The sequence below is a fragment of the Bacillus changyiensis genome (assembly GCF_027706145.1).
GTDB classification, from domain to species: domain Bacteria; phylum Bacillota; class Bacilli; order Bacillales; family Bacillaceae; genus Bacillus; species Bacillus changyiensis.
Genome location: NZ_JAQFWW010000001.1, coordinates 835,684 through 852,699, shown reverse-complemented (window position 1 = coordinate 852,699; position 17,016 = coordinate 835,684). Strand labels below are relative to the sequence as shown.

The following is a 17,016-nucleotide window of genomic DNA, read 5'->3' as shown; positions in this document are numbered from 1 at the left end:
AATCTTGACATCTTACATCTGTTCGGCATATAATACGTTCATAAATTGAGATGAAAAACGTTTGAGAGGGACAGACTTTGATTCGCAAAAACAATGAAAGCGACCCGGGGATGGTGTAAGCCTGGGATTGTTGAATTCATGTCGATCAACCCTCAAGTTTTCTTTCTGAAACATGCAGTAGGAAAGAACGTCACATCACGTTACGATGGTTGAGTGGATAAGCATATTTATAGCTTATCTAAAAGGGTGGTACCGCGAGAGCAAAGCCTTCTCGTCCCTTATGGGATGAGAAGGCTTTTTTTATTTTATAAAAAAGTTCTGGAGGAATGATGATGGAATACAAAGATACGCTCTTAATGCCGAAAACTGATTTTCCAATGAGAGGTAACTTGCCGAAGCGAGAACCTGAAATTCAGCAGAAATGGGAGGACATGGACATTTACCGTCTCGTTCAAGAACGGACGAAAGGGAGACCGATGTATGTATTGCATGACGGACCGCCATATGCAAATGGGGACATTCATATGGGGCATGCGCTGAACAAAATTTTAAAAGACTTTATTGTCCGTTGGAAATCAATGAACGGCTATCACGCACCATATGTTCCTGGCTGGGACACCCATGGCTTACCAATCGAAACTGCCTTAACGAAAAATAAAAAGGTAAAACGCAAAGAAATGACTGTTGCCGAATTCCGCAAACTTTGTGAAAAATATGCATGGGAACAAATCGAAGGCCAAAAAGGGCAGTTTAAACGGCTTGGTGTAAGAGGAGACTGGAAAAATCCATATGTTACTTTAAAACCTGAATTTGAAGCGGAACAAATTAAAGTGTTTGGGGAAATGGCGAAAAAAGGCTATATTTACAAAGGCTTAAAACCAGTTTATTGGTCTCCTTCTAGTGAGTCCGCTTTAGCCGAAGCGGAAATCGAGTACCATGATAAACGCTCGCCATCTATTTATGTAGCGTTTGATGTTAAAGATGGAAAAGGCGTTTTAACAAATGGCGATAAAATTGTGATTTGGACAACAACACCATGGACGATCCCTGCCAACTTGGGGATTTGTGTTCACCCTGAACTGGAATATAGCATTGTTGCTGTAGGTTGTTCACGTTATGTGATCGCCAGTGCACTTGTTGAAGATGTTTCAAAAACAATCGGTTTTGAAAATCCGCAAGTTGTTCAGACTGTCAAAGGGAAAGATTTAGAACATATTTTAGCAACACACCCGTTATATGATCGAGATTCACTTGTTATGCTTGGAGAACACGTAACAACTGACGCAGGCACAGGCTGTGTACATACAGCTCCTGGTCATGGTGAAGATGATTTTAGCGTCGGTCAGCAATACGGACTTGATGTTCTTTGCCCAGTAGATGAAAAAGGAAATATGACAAGTGAAGCACCTGGTTTTGAAGGGCTGTTTTACGATGAGGCCAACAAACCGATTACGGAAAAACTAGAAGAAAAAGGTGCTCTTCTGAAATTGGAGTTCATTACCCACTCATATCCACATGACTGGAGAACGAAAAAACCAACGATTTTTCGAGCGACTGCCCAGTGGTTTGCATCTATTAAAGATTTTAGAGAAGATCTGCTTAAGGCAGTTAAAGAAACCAATTGGGTACCTGAATGGGGAGAAACTCGTCTTCATAACATGATTCGCGACCGCGGTGACTGGTGTATTTCAAGACAGCGCGCCTGGGGTGTGCCAATTCCGGTATTTTATGCGGAAAACGGTGAACCAATCATTACTGATGGAACGATTGAACATGTGTCAAAACTATTTAGAGAACACGGATCAAATATTTGGTTTGAAAAGGAAGCCAACGAACTACTTCCTGAAGGTTTCACACATCCTGGAAGCCCGAACGGACACTTTACAAAAGAGCAGGACATTATGGATGTTTGGTTTGATTCAGGTTCATCACATCAGGCAGTCTTAGAAGAGCGTGAAGATTTGCAAAGACCAGCAGATTTGTATCTAGAAGGGTCTGATCAATATCGGGGTTGGTTTAACTCGTCTCTATCAACAGCTGTAGCTGTCACAGGAAAAGCCCCTTATAAAAGTGTCTTGAGCCATGGTTTTACACTTGATGCAAACGGGCGTAAAATGAGTAAATCTCTTGGGAATACGATAGATCCGACGAAAGTAGCTAAACAGCTAGGTGCTGAAATTTTACGGTTATGGGTTTCATCAGTCAATTATCAAGCTGATCACCCGGTATCAGATGATATTTTAAAGCAAGTTGCAGAAGTTTATCGTAAAATCCGGAACACGTTCCGCTTCCTTCATGGAAACATTGCTGATTTTAACCCAACAAAAGATGCAGTCGCTATCACAGAACTTCGCGAAGTTGATCAGTATATTTTAATCAAATTGAACAACATCATTGAAAAAGTAAAAAAAGCTTATGATGATTATGATTTCTCAAGTGTCTATCATACCATTCATAATTTCTGTACGATCGAACTCAGCTCATTTTATATGGATTTTGCAAAAGATGTCGTCTATATTGAGCATGCCGATCATAAAGATCGTCGCAGTATGCAGACTGTTTTTTATCAAACATTGCTTGCACTCGTCAAATTAGTTGCACCGATCTTGCCGCATACAGCAGATGAAATGTGGAGCCACTTCACATTTGTTACAGAAAAAAGCGTGCAGCTTAGCGATATGCCAGAAACTGAAGACATCCCAAATGCAAAAGAAACAGAAGAAAAATTCGATCGCTTTATGCAGGTTCGCGATGATGTCTTAAAGGCACTGGAAACGGCTCGAAATGAAAAGATCATCGGAAAATCTTCAGTTGCTAGCTTGACGCTTTATCCAAACGAGCAATCAAAAACTTTGCTTTCTTCCATCAAAGAAGATATCAAACAGCTTTTCATTGTTTCTGAAGTGAAAATCGGTGGATCTGACACAGAAGGTCCGGAAGCTGCTCAATCGTTTGAAACAGGCAAAGTGATCGTTGCTCAGGCTGAAGGAGAGACTTGTGAAAGATGCCGGATGGTTTCTAAAGAAGTCGGTCAAGATTCAGATCACCCAGACTTGTGTCCTCGCTGTGCAGGGATTGTAAAAACATATTATTAAAATTAAAGGGAAAGCGGTTCGGATATCCGAACCGCTTTTTTGATATACTGACATCGTTTTGAACGTCAGGAAAAATCTTTTGTGCTTGGAGTTCAAATTGTCGGTAACACTAAAAGGACAAAAGATCAGAGAGCAGGGGTTGATGTTAGTAATGAATGAACAACTGGCAAACATTCAAATCGAACTCCTTCAAATGAAGGAAGAACTGGAATTAAGATTATTTGAGTATTCCTTTTTCCAACAAGATTGTCAGGCAATGAATTCAAATCAGCAGACGACTCTTATATACCATGTAAAAAAAGAACTTCAGGATGTACTTTTAGCCCTTTCTAAAATTCAGAATGGAACATATGGCATTTGTGAAGAAACAGGACAGATCATGCCGATTTCAAAACTTACTGTTTTGCCGACCGCAAGAACAGTAGATGATTTTTTATTTCCAACCCAATTTGAAAAAAAGACATTGCCTATTTGGGATGAAACCGATCAAACATATCATGAGGCGCTTTATTAATGTACCCTTGAGAAGGTAAAATACTGCCTTCTCAAGGGATGTCAACGAATATTCCTTTACTCCGCTTCTTTTTCTTGTTAAAATGCTTTAATGAAGAGAAACAGATACTGGAGGAACGGTTTGTGCCTTATTACATAATTGCATTATTTATCATTGGAATTGATCAATTAACGAAATGGCTTATTGTCAGTAAGATGGAATATGGAGAAAGCATTCCGGTTTTCGATAGCTTCTTCTTTATTACTTCTCATCGAAATCCGGGTGCTGCATGGGGAATTCTTGCCGGACAGATGTGGTTTTTTTATATCATTACAACAGTAGTGATCATCGGTCTCATGTACTACATCCAAAAGCATGTCAAAGGACAAATTCTTCTTGGAATGGCTCTTGGACTTATGCTCGGTGGCGCTATCGGTAATTTTATCGACCGGATTTTCAGACATGAAGTTGTTGATTTTATCCATGTTGTGATCGTTAATTATCATTATCCGATCTTTAACATCGCTGATTCTTCTTTATGTGTCGGCGTGTTGCTTTTGTTTATCCACATGATATTAGACGGAAAGAAAAAGAAGGAGCTGTAAAATGGAGCATTATGAAATGACGGTTCATGAAGAACATCGAAGTGAACGCATTGATAAATACTTAACCAGTATAGAATCGAATTGGTCAAGAACACAGGTTCAACAGTGGATTAAAGAAGATCTCGTGCATGTAAACAAAAAAGTTGTAAAAGCCAATTATAAAGTACAGCCGGGGGATGTCGTGACTGTTGATGTTCCCGAACCAGAACCGCTCGATGTTGTGGCAGAACAGATGAATCTTGATATTTATTATGAGGATCAGGATGTTCTCGTTGTCAATAAACCGCGTGGGATGGTTGTACATCCAGCTCCAGGTCACTTGACAGGAACGCTTGTCAATGGTTTGATGGCACATTGTGATGATCTCTCAGGCATTAACGGTGTCATGCGCCCTGGGATTGTTCATCGAATTGATAAAGACACGTCAGGCCTCTTAATGGTGGCGAAAAATGATCTGGCTCATGAATCGCTCGTTACACAGCTTGTCAATAAAACGGTGACAAGAAAATATACTGCACTTGTCCATGGCACGATTTCTCATGATCATGGGACGATTGACGCACCGATCGGAAGAGATAAAAAAGATCGGCAAAGTATGACTGTTACAAGAGATGGAAAGCATGCGGTGACTCACTTTGAAGTGAAAGAGAGATTTGATGAGTTTACGGTTGTTGAGTGTCGGCTTGAAACAGGGAGAACCCATCAAATTCGTGTACATATGAAATATATCGGTTTTCCGCTTGCTGGGGATCCGAAATACGGCCCGAAAAAAACGATTGATTTTAATGGACAAGCTCTTCATGCGGGAATATTAGGGTTTGATCATCCACGCTCAGGTGAATATATTGAATTTGAAGCACCACTGCCAAAAGATATGGACATTCTTCTTGATAAACTTCGAAATAAGCATTGACAGATGATTTCTTTTTTGAAATAATAAATGAAGTTAAAACAGATTCTTTAACGCAGTCCAGAGAGGCTGAGAAGGATATCGGACAGGTGAATGACCCATTCGCTTTAAAGAGAACCCCTCTCTGCCTTTTGCAGAAGGGGTTTTTGTTTGATCCTGATAGAGATATGAGGGGGTCTTTAAACCATGGTGGAGAAGGAAAAAGCAGTTATACTCGACGAACAGGCGATCAGAAGGGCGCTGACACGAATCGCTCACGAGATGATTGAGCGAAACAAAGGAATGAACAATTGTATCCTTGTCGGAATCAAGACGAGAGGCATTTATTTAGCTAAACGTCTTGCTGAGCGGATTGAGCAAATTGAAGGAAATCAGGTGATTGTGGGAGAACTCGACATTACGCTGTACAGAGACGATCTCACTAAAAAAACACCGAATGAAGAACCCCTTGTCAAAGGTGCAGATATCCAGACTGACATCACAGATCAAAAAGTGATTGTGATCGATGATGTTCTTTATACTGGGCGCACAGTGAGAGCGGCAATGGATGCACTTGTTGATGTTGGTCGACCTTCCTCAATTCAGCTTGCTGTACTGGTTGATCGCGGTCATAGAGAACTGCCGATCAGGGCTGATTATATTGGCAAAAACATTCCAACTTCAAAGTCTGAAAAAGTCATGGTACAGTTGGAAGAAGTTGATGGCCGTGATCTTGTGGCCATTTATGAAAAATGAATGAAATGATCCTTTTTTAAATGCATTCCAGAGAGTTTGCAAAGAGGGAGAAAGCGACTGCTCGTCACCAGTAGTGTGACAGTCTTCGTCTACCTCTTTGCATAAATAGCAAAGGGGTTTTTTTAATGGGACGTTTTCTTTTTCAATAATAAGACATCATAACAGTTGAGGTTGATCACCAGGAGGAAAAAAGATGAGTCAGAAAAAAGTTAATTTAGGTGTCAGAGATGTACCAAAACCATTAAATTGGATTTCCTTTAGCCTACAGCATTTGTTTGCCATGTTTGGAGCAACCATCCTCGTTCCGAAACTTGTAGGATTAAGCCCGGGTGTGGCGCTGATTACAAGCGGTCTTGGGACACTTGCATATCTATTTATTACAAAAGGACAAATCCCGGCTTACTTAGGTTCATCCTTCGCTTTTATCGCCCCGATTATTGCGGCTAAAGCTTCTGGAGGTCCTGGAGCAGCTATGATCGGTGCTTTTATGGCAGGGATTGCTTACGGGTTGATTGCTCTCTTCATTCAGCAGCTTGGCACAGGGTGGCTGATGAAAGTTCTTCCCCCGATTGTTGTTGGGCCAGTAATTATTGTCATCGGGCTTGGACTTGCGAGTACAGCGGTTAAAATGGCGATGTATGAAAATTCAGGTGCAACACAACTTGTATACAGTGCAAAACACTTTGGTGTTGCAGGATTTACACTTGCTCTCACGATCATCTGCGCGATTTTTTTAAGAGGGTTTTTCAGTCTGATTCCGGTCTTAATCGGGATCATTGGCGGATATTTGTTCGCTCTCAGTCAAGGAATAGTAGATTATCAAATGGTGGTTGATGCAAAGTGGTTCGCAGTTCCTGATTTCGTTCTCCCATTTGTGGATTACACGCCATCGCAGGCAGCAATGGGAATCGGAATTGCCATGGTTCCTGTTGCCTTTGTGACCATGTCCGAACATATCGGGCACCAGATGGTGTTAAGCAAAGTTGTCGGTCAAGATTTCATCAAAAAACCGGGACTTCACCGCTCGATTTTGGGAGACAGTGTCGCGACATTAATGGCGGCATGTCTAGGTGGACCACCAACGACAACTTATGGTGAAAATATTGGCGTTCTGGCGATCACAAGAGTTTTCAGCGTATTTGTGATCGGAGGAGCTGCCGTTATCGCCTTATGTTTTGGATTCATCGGCAAAATTTCAGCGCTTATTAGCTCAGTTCCGTCCGCAGTAATGGGGGGGGTTTCCATCCTCTTGTTTGGAATCATCGCTTCAAGCGGACTGAGGATGCTGATTGATAATAAAATAGATCTCGAAAATAAACGAAACCTGATTATCTCATCTGTCATTCTTGTCATTGGAGTCGGCGGTGCATTTATTAAAGTTGGAAATTTTGAATTATCCAGTATGGCGCTTGCCGCAATTGTTGGTGTGATTTTGAACCTTGTCCTGCCAGAATCAAAGGAAGAACAGGATGGGATCGAAATAGAAGAACATATATAAAAACCTTTTAACTAAAGTCCAGAGAGGCTTGAAAGGGTTGCTGAAAGAGAATGCAAAACACATTCTCTGATTCACTCTATCCTCCAAGCCATCCGTGTCTTGGAGGATTTTTTTGGGAAAATTTAAAACTTAAGGGGGAAATAAAATGAAACATTTAACTGCAATGAATAAACTAAGCCTTGAGGAAATTCACGAGCTTATTGAAGAAGCAAAAACATTAAAATATAATGGTTCTCAACACATACTAGAAGGAAAGTTCGCTGCTAATTTGTTTTTCGAGCCGAGCACAAGAACCCGCTTCAGCTTTGAAGTAGCGGAAAGAAAACTTGGCATGAACGTCTTAAATCTTGATGATGTAAGCTCAAGTGTTCAAAAAGGGGAATCTTTGTACGATACAGTAAGAACGCTGGAATCTATTGGTGCAGATGTTTGTATCATCAGACATTCGCAAGATGATTATTATAATGAACTAGTCGGTCATGTCGGTATTCCGATCATCAATGCAGGTGACGGTTGTGGCCAGCATCCAACCCAATCATTGTTGGATTTATTGACCATACATGAAGAGTTTGACAAATTTGAGGGGCTGACGATATCAATTTACGGCGATATTAAACACAGCAGGGTGGCAAGGTCAAATGCTGAAGTCTTATCAAGGCTTGGTGCAAATATTCTTTTCGCTGGTCCTGATGAGTGGCGGGATCAAGATAATCAATATGGCACTTATGTTTCACCAGATGAAGCGGCCGCTAGTTCCGATGTTGTCATGCTACTGAGGATTCAACATGAACGACACCATGAAAAAATGACAGCAGACGATTATTTGCAAACATATGGATTATCAATCGAACGGGCAAAGTTGATGAAAAAAGACGCCATCATTATGCACCCAGCTCCAATTAACCGAGATGTAGAAATTGATAGCATTCTAGTAGAATCACCTCAAGCAAGAATTTTTAAACAAATGGAAAATGGTGTATATATGAGAATGGCCATTTTAAAAAGAGCGCTTGAAGTAAGTACTACCATTAAAAAGGGAGATGGATTATATGTCTTATCTCATTAAAAACGGGATTATCTTCGATGAAAATGGAAATCAAAAGCAGTGTGATATTCGGGTGACTGGAGACATGATCAGTGAGATGGGGCATCTGGAAGCTGGACTAGACGAAACAGTCATTGATGCAGAAGGGCTTTTCATCTCACCTGGATTTGTTGATCTCCATGTTCACTTAAGAGAGCCGGGTGGAGAGAGCAAAGAAACGATTGAAACAGGGACAAAAGCAGCGGCTAGAGGAGGATTTACAACGGTTGCAGCGATGCCGAATACACGTCCTGTTCCTGATACGAAAGAACAACTGGAACAGCTCACAAAACGAATTCATGAAACGGCGTCTGTCAGAGTCCTTCCTTATGCTGCAATTACAATCAGACAAACTGGTCAAGACATGACGGATTTTGATGAACTCACAAAAGCGGGGGCATTCGCTTTCACTGACGATGGAGTTGGTGTTCAGACTGCTGGGATGATGTTTGAAGCCATGAAAAAAGCAGCGGCTCTCAACAAAGCGATTGTTGCCCATTGTGAAGATAACAGCTTGATTTATGGAGGGAGCGTCCACGACGGTGAATTTGCTAAAGTTCACGGCTTAAAAGGAATTCCGTCTATATGTGAATCAGTTCATATCGCGAGGGATGTTCTACTTGCTGAAGCAGCGGGCTGTCATTATCATGTCTGCCATATCAGCACAAAGGAATCGGTCCGCGTTGTCCGCGATGCCAAAAAAGCGGGAATTCGCGTTACTGCAGAAGTGACACCACATCATCTGCTGCTTTCTGATGCTGATATACCGGGACTGGATACAAATTATAAAATGAATCCACCGCTTAGAAGTAAAGAAGACAGGGAAGCACTTTTGGAAGGACTCGCAGATGGAACGATTGACTTTATTGCAACAGATCATGCTCCGCATACAGAAGCGGAAAAACAACAAAATATGAGCCTTGCACCATTTGGAATTGTTGGTTTAGAAACAGCTTTTCCACTTCTATATACACACTTTGTTAAAAACGGTAGTTGGACTTTAAAACAGCTTATCGATTATGTAACTGTCAAACCTTGTGAAGCATTTGAATTACCTTATGGAAAACTAGAAATAGGCCAATCAGCGGATGTTACGTTAATTGACCTTGATCATCAAGAAAAGATTGCGAAAGAGACTTTTCTTTCTAAAGGAAAAAATACACCATTTAACGGTATCGACTGTTTTGGATGGCCGGTCATGACAATGGTGCAGGGAAAAGTGGTTTACCAAAAGGGGAGGCTTGAAGAATGATAAGACGTCTGGTTCTTGAAAATGGGGCGGTTTTCCAAGGAGAAGCCTTTGGTAGTATTGAAAACGGTATGGGAGAAGTCGTCTTTAACACTGGAATGACAGGCTATCAAGAAATCCTTTCAGATCCATCCTACTGTGGACAGATTGTCACTCTGACCTATCCATTGATCGGAAACTACGGTATCAACAGAGATGATTTTGAATCTATCACACCTTATGTACGAGGCTTTATTGTCAAAGAGTTATGCCAACTTCCTTCAAATTGGCGTTCTGCCTATACACTTGATGAATACTTAAAAATAAAAAATATTCCTGGCTTATCAGGGATTGATACGAGAAAACTAACCCGCATGATCCGTACCGCCGGAACCTTAAAGGGGATATTTGCCGGTGCTGATGAGGATACGGATGTTCTTGTTCAAAAATTAAAAGAAACAACCCTACCAAAAGATCAAGTCAGCCAAGTTTCAACGAAAACGGCATATCCAAGTCCTGGAAGAGGGAAACGGATTGTGTTGGTAGATTTCGGAATGAAACATGGTATTTTACGAGAACTCAATAAACGTCATTGTGATGTGATTGTTGTACCTCACCATGTAACAGGTGAAGAAGTGATGCAGCTGAAACCTGACGGGGTCATGCTTTCAAATGGACCGGGAGATCCAGAAGATGTACCTGAAGCGATTGAAATGATTCAAACGATTATTGGAAAGGTTCCTCTTTTCGGTATCTGTCTCGGACATCAATTGTTCGCTCTTGCTTGCGGCGCAAAGACAGAGAAAATGAAATTCGGTCATCGGGGATCAAACCATCCTGTTAAAGAACTTAAGACTGGCAAAGTATCCATTACATCGCAAAATCATAGTTATACAGTTTCATCTGTTGACGACACACCACTTGAAGTGACACATCTGGCAGTGAATGATCATACAATCGAAGGTCTAAAACACAAATATGAACCAGCATTTACTGTTCAATATCATCCAGAGGCTTCACCAGGACCAGAGGATGCCAACCATTTATTTGATCAATTTCTAGAAATGATTGAAAGCATTGAGAAAGAAGGGGTAGCTGTATGCCGAAGCGTCTAGATATTAAAAAGATTTTGGTCATTGGTTCAGGTCCGATCATTATTGGACAGGCTGCTGAATTTGATTATGCAGGGACTCAAGCGTGTCTAGCTTTAAAAGAAGAAGGGTATGAAGTCATCCTTGTCAACTCAAATCCAGCGACGATTATGACCGATACAGAAATGGCTGATCGTGTCTATATCGAACCACTGACACTTGAATTTTTAACGCGAATTATCCGCAAGGAGCGTCCAGACGCGATTTTACCAACCTTGGGAGGACAGACAGGTCTCAATTTAGCAGTCGAATTATCGGAGAGTGGTATTTTGGCAGAGTGCGGTGTCGAGGTCCTCGGCACAAAGTTGTCAGCGATTCAAAAAGCTGAAGACCGCGATTTGTTTAGAAATTTAATGAATGAACTTCATGAACCAGTCCCTGACAGTGAAATTATCCATTCATTAGAAGAAGCTCGTAAGTTTACGCGGGAGATCGGATTTCCGGTGATCGTCAGACCTGCTTATACACTTGGTGGAACTGGTGGAGGCATCTGTTCAAATGAAGATGAACTGAAAGAAATTGTTGAAAGTGGATTGAAGATGAGTCCAGTTCATCAATGCCTGCTTGAAAAGAGCATTGCCGGATATAAAGAAATTGAATATGAAGTGATGAGAGATGCAAACGATCATGCGATTGTCGTCTGTAATATGGAAAATATTGATCCGGTCGGTATCCATACCGGTGATAGTATCGTTGTTGCTCCAAGCCAGACGTTGAGTGACCGTGAATATCAAATGCTTCGTAATGTGTCCTTGAAAATTATTCGTGCCCTTGAAATCGAAGGTGGCTGTAATGTGCAGCTTGCGCTCGATCCAAATAGTTTTCAATATTACATCATTGAGGTCAATCCAAGGGTCAGCCGTTCATCTGCCCTTGCCTCAAAAGCAACAGGTTATCCAATTGCAAAGCTGGCTGCTAAAATCGCTGTCGGACTGTCTCTTGACGAAATGATGAATCCTGTAACTGGGAAAACATATGCGTCATTTGAACCAGCACTTGACTATGTCGTCTCAAAAATACCGCGGTGGCCATTTGATAAGTTTGAATCAGCTAACCGCAAACTTGGCACACAGATGAAAGCAACAGGTGAGGTCATGGCGATCGGTCGAACTTTTGAGGAATCATTGCTCAAAGCTATCCGTTCACTTGAGGCAGATGTATATCATCTTGAATTGAAAAATGCAGCAGATATTACAAATGACACCTTAGTCAAACGGATTCAAAAAGCGGGAGATGAACGGCTCTTTTATTTGGCTGAAGCCTTGAGAAGAGGCTACACAGTTCAAGAACTCCATCAGTTTTCTGCAATTGATCTGTTCTTTCTCCATAAGCTTGCAGGGATCATTCGCTTTGAAGAGACATTTGAAAAAGCACGCGGTGACTTCAGTTTATTAAAAAAAGCAAAAGAACTTGGTTTTTCAGATCGCACAATCAGCCAATTATGGGGAATGCCGGAACGAAAGGTATATGATCTTAGAAAAGAAGCTGGGATTGTACCTGTTTATAAAATGGTTGATACATGTGCAGCAGAGTTTGAATCTGAAACACCTTATTTTTATAGTACGTATGAAGAAGAGAATGAATCTGAAAGAACGGAGAAAAAAAGTGTCATTGTGCTAGGCTCAGGGCCGATCCGAATCGGTCAAGGGGTCGAGTTTGATTATGCCACCGTTCATTCTGTTTGGGCGATTAAAGAAGCAGGATATGAAGCGATTATTATTAATAACAACCCTGAGACGGTGTCGACAGACTTTAGTATTTCTGACAAACTTTATTTTGAACCGCTGACTGTTGAAGATGTGATGCAGATTATCGATTTGGAACAGCCTGAAGGTGTGATCGTCCAGTTTGGGGGACAGACCGCAATCAATCTTGCCGATGCCCTAGAAGACAGAGGAGTAAAGATTCTTGGAACATCTCTTGAAGATCTTGACCGTGCTGAAGACAGAGATAAATTCGAACAGACGCTCGAAATGCTCCATGTTCCACAACCATTAGGAAAGACAGCAATATCTGTAGAAGAAGCTGTTAAAATTGCTGATCACATCGGCTATCCGGTCCTTGTTCGCCCATCATATGTACTTGGTGGAAGAGCAATGGAAATCGTTTATCATCAATCAGAACTTCTTCACTATATGGAACATGCGGTAAAAATCAATCCCCAGCACCCTGTGTTAATCGATAAATATTTGATTGGGAAAGAGATTGAGGTAGACGCCATTTCTGACGGGGAAACAGTTGTCATCCCAGGGATTATGGAACATATCGAACGAGCCGGTGTTCACTCTGGTGACTCGATTGCTGTCTATCCGCCACAATCGCTTTCAGCAGAGATTAAGAAAAAGATTGAACAATACACGATAAAACTAGCAAAAGGCTTAAACATTGTCGGACTCTTAAACATTCAGTTTGTCCTTTCAAAAGATGAAGTGTATGTCCTTGAGGTGAATCCGCGATCAAGCCGCACAGTGCCATTTCTCAGCAAAATTACCGGCATCCCAATGGCGAACCTAGCAACAAAAGTGATTCTTGGTCAAAAGCTTTCAGATGTCGGATTTACAGAAGGTCTGCAGCAAGAACAAGCAGGTGTGTATGTAAAAGTTCCTGTCTTCTCTTTTGCAAAGTTGAGAAGAGTGGATATTACGCTTGGTCCGGAAATGAAGTCAACGGGCGAAGTCATGGGAAAAGATTTGACATTGGAAAAGGCGCTTTACAAAGGACTGATTGCCTCAGGTATACAGATTCCAAAAGATGGGTCAGTACTGTTGACAGTTGCTGATAAAGATAAACAAGAAGGGCTTTCGATCGCCAAGCGGTTTCATGCGATCGGTTATCAAATTTTAGCGACAGAAGGTACGGCTGACTATTTACGACAAGCGGCAATTCCCGTTAAAACCGTTGGGAAAATCGGTCAGGAAGGCGGAAATTTACTTGATGTGATCCGCAATGGAGAAGCTCAATTTGTCGTGAATACACTAACAAAAGGAAAACAGCCGCAAAGAGACGGTTTCCGAATCAGACGTGAATCTGTCGAAAACGGTGTGGCCTGTCTGACATCACTTGATACAGCTGAAGCAATCTTGCGGGTCCTTGAAAGTATGAGCTTTCTGACTGACCATATGGCTGAAATTAAACTAGTACAAGAGGCGGCGGTACACGAATGAATAAAGGGTATATGACGGTTTGTTCTAATAAGCGTATTGCTGATGATATTTATCAAATGGTACTGAGAGGGGAGCTTGCCAAGACTTGCAACGCCCCGGGGCAGTTCCTTCATTTGAAAGTCAGCGAATCTGTGACTCCATTGTTAAGACGACCGATCAGTATTGCACATATTGACCAAGACAAAGAAGAAGTGACAATTATTTTCCGCAAAAGTGGTGAAGGGACAAGCCTGCTAGCTGCAAAAACAAAAGGGGATTTGCTTGATGTGTTAGGGCCGCTCGGCAATGGATTTCCAGTTGAAACGATTGACTCTGGAAAAACAGCGCTTTTAGTTGGAGGGGGGATTGGTGTTCCCCCTCTTTATGAACATGCCAAACAACTGACAAATAAAAAGGTCGATATTATTTCTGTGTTAGGATTTCAATCGGTAAAAGATGTTTTTTATGAGCAGGAATTTAATCAATATGGTTCCGTACACATTGCAACCGTGGATGGTACTCATGGCACAAAAGGATATGTCACAGATGTGATCGAAGCCGAGAAACTTCAGTTTGACTATTTGTTTGCTTGTGGACCGACACCGATGTTAAAAGCGTTAAAAGATCGTTACCCAGATAAAGAAGTTTACCTTTCACTAGAAGAACGGATGGGCTGTGGAATCGGAGCTTGTTTAGCTTGTGTATGTCATACAGATGAAAGTGATCAATCATATATGAAAGTCTGTGTTGATGGTCCTGTTTTTCGAGCACAGGAGGTGCTTTTATAATGCTTCATGTCAATTTACCGGGTCTTAAGCTGAAGAATCCCATCATTCCAGCATCAGGATGTTTTGGTTTTGGAAAGGAATTTGCTCAACTGTATGATCTCTCCTGCCTTGGCGCGATTATGATTAAAGCAACAACCAGTGAGCCGCGTTTTGGGAACCCAACTCCGCGAGTTGCTGAGACACATGCTGGCATGCTTAATGCAATCGGATTGCAAAATCCTGGTCTACAGGCTGTAATGGAACATGAACTTCCATGGCTTCAACAATTTGATGTACCGATTATTGCGAATGTAGCAGGTTCACTGCTTGAAGATTATGTTGAGGTTGCCGCAGAAATTAGCAAAGCTCCAAATGTTGCTGCACTTGAGCTCAATATTTCTTGTCCTAATGTCAAAACAGGCGGAATTGCGTTTGGCACATCGCCTAAAACGGCAGCAAGCTTAACAAAAGCAGTGAAAGAGGTTTCGAGTGTTCCTGTTTATGTAAAACTTTCACCTAATGTTGCAAATATAGTTGATATTGCTGTGGCGATTGAAGAAGCTGGGGCAGATGGTCTGACGATGATTAATACATTGATTGGCATGAGGCTTGATTTAAAAACAGGTAAACCGATTTTAGCCAATAAAACCGGTGGTTTATCAGGTCCCGCTATTAAACCGGTTGCGATCCGGATGATCTATGAAGTCAGCCAAGCAGTTGATATACCGATTATCGGTATGGGTGGTGTTCAATCTGCGGAGGATGCACTTGAATTTTTATTAGCAGGAGCGAGCGCAGTTGCTGTTGGAACAGCAAACTTTGTCAATCCTTTCGTCTGTCCAGAGATCATTGAACAATTGCCGACTGTCTTAAAAAAGTACGGATATTCGTCATTGACGGACTGTGTAGGAAGGAGCTGGAAAGATGAAACAAACATCGCCCATCATCGCGCTTGATTTTGCTTCAAGAGAGGAGACATATTCGTTTTTAAATCAGTTTCATGGAAAGAAACTTTTTGTAAAAGTTGGCATGGAGCTGTTTTATCAAGAAGGTCCTGCTATTCTTGAACAATTAATGGAGCGGGACTGTCAGATTTTCTTAGATTTAAAGTGCCATGATATTCCAACAACTGTATACAAAGCCATGAAAAGGCTAGCAAGATTCGGTGTTAGCTTAGTTAATGTTCATGCAGCAGGAGGGAAACAGATGATGGAAGCGGCGCTTGAAGGCCTTGAAGCGGGTACGTCCGCTGGGCAAAAACGCCCATCTTTAATCGCAGTCACACAGCTGACAAGCACATCAGCAGAAATGCTTAAAGATGAATTGCTCATCGAAGAAACACTGCTTCATACTGTTCTTCACTATAGCAAACTGGCAAAGCATGCTGGGCTTGATGGTGTTGTTTGCTCAGTACATGAAGCAGAGCAAATCCGTCAGGCTGTTTCTCCTGATTTTCTAACTGTAACCCCGGGCATTCGCTTAGCTGATGATGACAAGAATGATCAAATGAGAGTGGCGACACCGAGCTATGCCAAGGAAAAAGGGGTTTCAGCCATTGTTGTTGGTCGTTCGATTACCCAAGCAATAGATCCGGTTCAAGCATATCAGAAAATAGCACTTGAGTGGGGAGGAATACGGAATGAGTAGAAGTATTGCCAATCATCTTTTAACGATCAAAGCCGTTTTTTTACGGCCGAATCAGCCGTTTACATGGGCGAGTGGTATCCTGTCACCAATTTACTGTGATAACCGTCTGACCCTTTCATATCCTGAAGTGAGAAATGAGATTGCAGGAGGTCTGGCAGAGCTGATCCAAGCTCAATTCCCTCAAACAGAAATGATTGCTGGAACAGCAACAGCGGGTATTCCCCATGCCGCACTTACTGCTGATAGGCTCGGTCTGCCAATGAGTTATGTTAGAAGTAAACCGAAGACCCATGGAAAAGGAAATCAAATAGAAGGGCGAATATCAGCAGGTCAGAAAGTCGTTGTCATTGAAGATTTAATTTCAACAGGTGGAAGTGTTCTCGACGCTGTTACTGCTTTAAAAGAAGCAGGCTGTGATGTGTTAGGGGTTGCCGCCATCTTCACATATGGACTTTCAAAGGCAGACACTGCTTTTCGTAAAGCAGGTGTAGATTATCACACTTTAACCGATTATGACACCTTGATTGAAACCGCAGTCAGTGGTGCCTATATCAGTGAAGCAGATGTCACCAAACTAAAAGAATGGAGAGCAAATCCAGAATCGAAAAAATGGATGGAACAATAAAAAGCCGTCATCCCTCAAGTGGGAGACGGTTTTTT

Annotated in this window: 14 protein-coding genes and 1 other annotated feature; all 14 genes read left to right on the top strand. The window is 41.7% G+C overall.

The features are described from left to right. The first annotated feature begins 51 nt into the window (after positions 1-51). Positions 52-282 (top strand) — a binding site (T-box leader). Between the two features lie 50 nt (positions 283-332). Continuing rightward, positions 333-3,095, top strand: a complete 2,763-nt coding sequence (gene ileS / locus PDT38_RS04460) for an isoleucine--tRNA ligase (RefSeq protein WP_270799310.1) — start codon at positions 333-335, stop codon at positions 3,093-3,095. Positions 3,096-3,246: 151 nt separating this feature from the next. Beyond that, entirely contained in the window at positions 3,247-3,609 is a 363-nt protein-coding gene (locus PDT38_RS04455) for a TraR/DksA family transcriptional regulator (RefSeq protein WP_270800134.1), read from the top strand. Positions 3,610-3,647: 38 nt separating this feature from the next. Further along, on the top strand, positions 3,648-4,193 hold the full coding sequence (gene lspA, locus PDT38_RS04450; protein WP_270799308.1) for a signal peptidase II: 546 nt from the start codon (positions 3,648-3,650) through the stop codon (positions 4,191-4,193). Position 4,194: 1 nt separating this feature from the next. Beyond that, positions 4,195-5,106: an RluA family pseudouridine synthase gene (locus PDT38_RS04445; protein WP_270799306.1), complete on the top strand. Its 912-nt coding sequence runs from the start codon at positions 4,195-4,197 to the stop codon at positions 5,104-5,106. Positions 5,107-5,289: 183 nt separating this feature from the next. Then, the gene (gene pyrR, locus PDT38_RS04440) at positions 5,290-5,838 is read left to right on the top strand and encodes a bifunctional pyr operon transcriptional regulator/uracil phosphoribosyltransferase PyrR (RefSeq protein ID WP_270799305.1); all 549 of its coding nucleotides are present in this window, start codon (positions 5,290-5,292) and stop codon (positions 5,836-5,838) included. A 193-nt stretch (positions 5,839-6,031) separates the two neighbouring features. Then, positions 6,032-7,336, top strand: a complete 1,305-nt coding sequence (gene pyrP / locus PDT38_RS04435) for a uracil permease PyrP (RefSeq protein ID WP_270799303.1) — start codon at positions 6,032-6,034, stop codon at positions 7,334-7,336. A gap of 145 nt (positions 7,337-7,481) precedes the next feature. Beyond that, positions 7,482-8,402: an aspartate carbamoyltransferase catalytic subunit gene (locus tag PDT38_RS04430; RefSeq protein WP_270799302.1), complete on the top strand. Its 921-nt coding sequence runs from the start codon at positions 7,482-7,484 to the stop codon at positions 8,400-8,402. Continuing rightward, positions 8,386-9,672, top strand: coding sequence for a dihydroorotase (locus PDT38_RS04425; protein ID WP_270799301.1), 1,287 nt, complete (start codon positions 8,386-8,388; stop codon positions 9,670-9,672). The genes PDT38_RS04430 and PDT38_RS04425 overlap by 17 nt, the downstream gene beginning before the upstream one ends. After that, on the top strand, positions 9,669-10,763 hold the full coding sequence (locus tag PDT38_RS04420; RefSeq protein WP_270799300.1) for a carbamoyl phosphate synthase small subunit: 1,095 nt from the start codon (positions 9,669-9,671) through the stop codon (positions 10,761-10,763). Before PDT38_RS04425 ends, PDT38_RS04420 begins: the two co-directional genes overlap by 4 nt. Next, positions 10,748-13,963: a carbamoyl-phosphate synthase large subunit gene (carB, locus tag PDT38_RS04415; RefSeq protein WP_270799298.1), complete on the top strand. Its 3,216-nt coding sequence runs from the start codon at positions 10,748-10,750 to the stop codon at positions 13,961-13,963. Before PDT38_RS04420 ends, carB begins: the two co-directional genes overlap by 16 nt. Continuing rightward, positions 13,960-14,730 (top strand): dihydroorotate dehydrogenase electron transfer subunit, encoded by a 771-nt coding sequence (locus PDT38_RS04410; protein WP_270799296.1) that lies wholly within the window; start codon positions 13,960-13,962, stop codon positions 14,728-14,730. Before carB ends, PDT38_RS04410 begins: the two co-directional genes overlap by 4 nt. Then, positions 14,730-15,665, top strand: a complete 936-nt coding sequence (locus tag PDT38_RS04405; RefSeq protein WP_270799295.1) for a dihydroorotate dehydrogenase — start codon at positions 14,730-14,732, stop codon at positions 15,663-15,665. Before PDT38_RS04410 ends, PDT38_RS04405 begins: the two co-directional genes overlap by 1 nt. Next, positions 15,634-16,356 (top strand): orotidine-5'-phosphate decarboxylase, encoded by a 723-nt coding sequence (pyrF, locus tag PDT38_RS04400; protein ID WP_270799294.1) that lies wholly within the window; start codon positions 15,634-15,636, stop codon positions 16,354-16,356. Before PDT38_RS04405 ends, pyrF begins: the two co-directional genes overlap by 32 nt. Beyond that, a complete protein-coding gene (gene pyrE / locus PDT38_RS04395) occupies positions 16,349-16,981 on the top strand; it encodes an orotate phosphoribosyltransferase (protein WP_270799292.1) in 633 nt (210 codons plus the stop codon). The genes pyrF and pyrE overlap by 8 nt, the downstream gene beginning before the upstream one ends. The last annotated feature ends 35 nt before the right edge of the window (positions 16,982-17,016 follow it).

Coding starts and splice junctions, on each gene's coding strand:
- PDT38_RS04445 (WP_270799306.1), top strand. CDS start 4,195: ATGGAGCATTATGAAATGACGGTTCATGAAGAACATCGAAGTGAACGC.
- pyrF (WP_270799294.1), top strand. CDS start 15,634: ATGAAACAAACATCGCCCATCATCGCGCTTGATTTTGCTTCAAGAGAG.
- PDT38_RS04430 (WP_270799302.1), top strand. CDS start 7,482: ATGAAACATTTAACTGCAATGAATAAACTAAGCCTTGAGGAAATTCAC.
- PDT38_RS04420 (WP_270799300.1), top strand. CDS start 9,669: ATGATAAGACGTCTGGTTCTTGAAAATGGGGCGGTTTTCCAAGGAGAA.
- PDT38_RS04455 (WP_270800134.1), top strand. CDS start 3,247: ATGAATGAACAACTGGCAAACATTCAAATCGAACTCCTTCAAATGAAG.
- pyrP (WP_270799303.1), top strand. CDS start 6,032: ATGAGTCAGAAAAAAGTTAATTTAGGTGTCAGAGATGTACCAAAACCA.
- lspA (WP_270799308.1), top strand. CDS start 3,648: ATGTCAACGAATATTCCTTTACTCCGCTTCTTTTTCTTGTTAAAATGC.
- PDT38_RS04405 (WP_270799295.1), top strand. CDS start 14,730: ATGCTTCATGTCAATTTACCGGGTCTTAAGCTGAAGAATCCCATCATT.
- ileS (WP_270799310.1), top strand. CDS start 333: ATGGAATACAAAGATACGCTCTTAATGCCGAAAACTGATTTTCCAATG.
- PDT38_RS04410 (WP_270799296.1), top strand. CDS start 13,960: ATGAATAAAGGGTATATGACGGTTTGTTCTAATAAGCGTATTGCTGAT.
- pyrR (WP_270799305.1), top strand. CDS start 5,290: ATGGTGGAGAAGGAAAAAGCAGTTATACTCGACGAACAGGCGATCAGA.
- pyrE (WP_270799292.1), top strand. CDS start 16,349: ATGAGTAGAAGTATTGCCAATCATCTTTTAACGATCAAAGCCGTTTTT.
- PDT38_RS04425 (WP_270799301.1), top strand. CDS start 8,386: ATGTCTTATCTCATTAAAAACGGGATTATCTTCGATGAAAATGGAAAT.
- carB (WP_270799298.1), top strand. CDS start 10,748: ATGCCGAAGCGTCTAGATATTAAAAAGATTTTGGTCATTGGTTCAGGT.